The following is a 671-nucleotide window of genomic DNA, read 5'->3' as shown; positions in this document are numbered from 1 at the left end:
TCGCCGTTCGCGGGCGCGACCCATTCGCCCGCGATGAAGTGCCTTGCCTCTTCCATGCCTGCTCCTGGCTTCTGGGTATCGAGGTACGACCGAAGCTGCCGCGGATGCTGGGGCGGCGATGCACGGCAGGCCGGGCGCGGCGATCGCGGCAGCCGCGGGGCCTGCATTTTGTTCGCGCCGCGGGCCAGTGTGCACCTAACTTCGCCGGAGCGCCATCGGGTGATTGGCTATAATGGCGGCTCTTCGCGGGGGCGAGATCGTTTGCACCCCGTCCCGTTTTCCCATCGTCATGCAGAGAGCGCTCATGAGCTTCAGCAATGTTCCGGCCGGCAAGGATCTGCCGCACGATTTCAACGTCATCATCGAAATTCCGGCGCAAAGCGACCCGGTCAAGTACGAGGCCGACAAGGTTCTCGGCCTGCTGGTGGTCGATCGCTTCGTCGGCACCGGCATGCGTTATCCGGTCAACTACGGCTTCATCCCGCAGACGCTGTCGGGCGACGGCGATCCGGTCGACGTGCTGGTGATCACCCCGTTCCCGCTGCTGGCCGGCTCGGTGGTGCGTTCGCGCGCGCTCGGCATGCTGCAGATGACCGACGAGTCGGGCGTCGACGCCAAGCTGATCGCCGTGCCGCACGACAAGGTGTGCCCGATGACGGCCAACCTCAAGT

At 65.6% G+C, this 671-nt stretch carries 1 protein-coding gene; it reads left to right on the top strand.

What is annotated here, in order from left to right; all coding sequences use genetic code 11:
- Positions 1–304: 304 nt before the first annotated feature.
- The coding region (gene ppa, locus FQ746_RS26660) for an inorganic diphosphatase (protein ID WP_144112790.1) at positions 305–671 on the top strand (367 nt) is incomplete at its 3' end.

The sequence above is a fragment of the Paraburkholderia sp. BCC1886 genome, from assembly GCF_900996245.1.
GTDB lineage: Bacteria > Pseudomonadota > Gammaproteobacteria > Burkholderiales > Burkholderiaceae > Paraburkholderia.
This window is presented reverse-complemented; position numbering and strand designations above follow the sequence as displayed.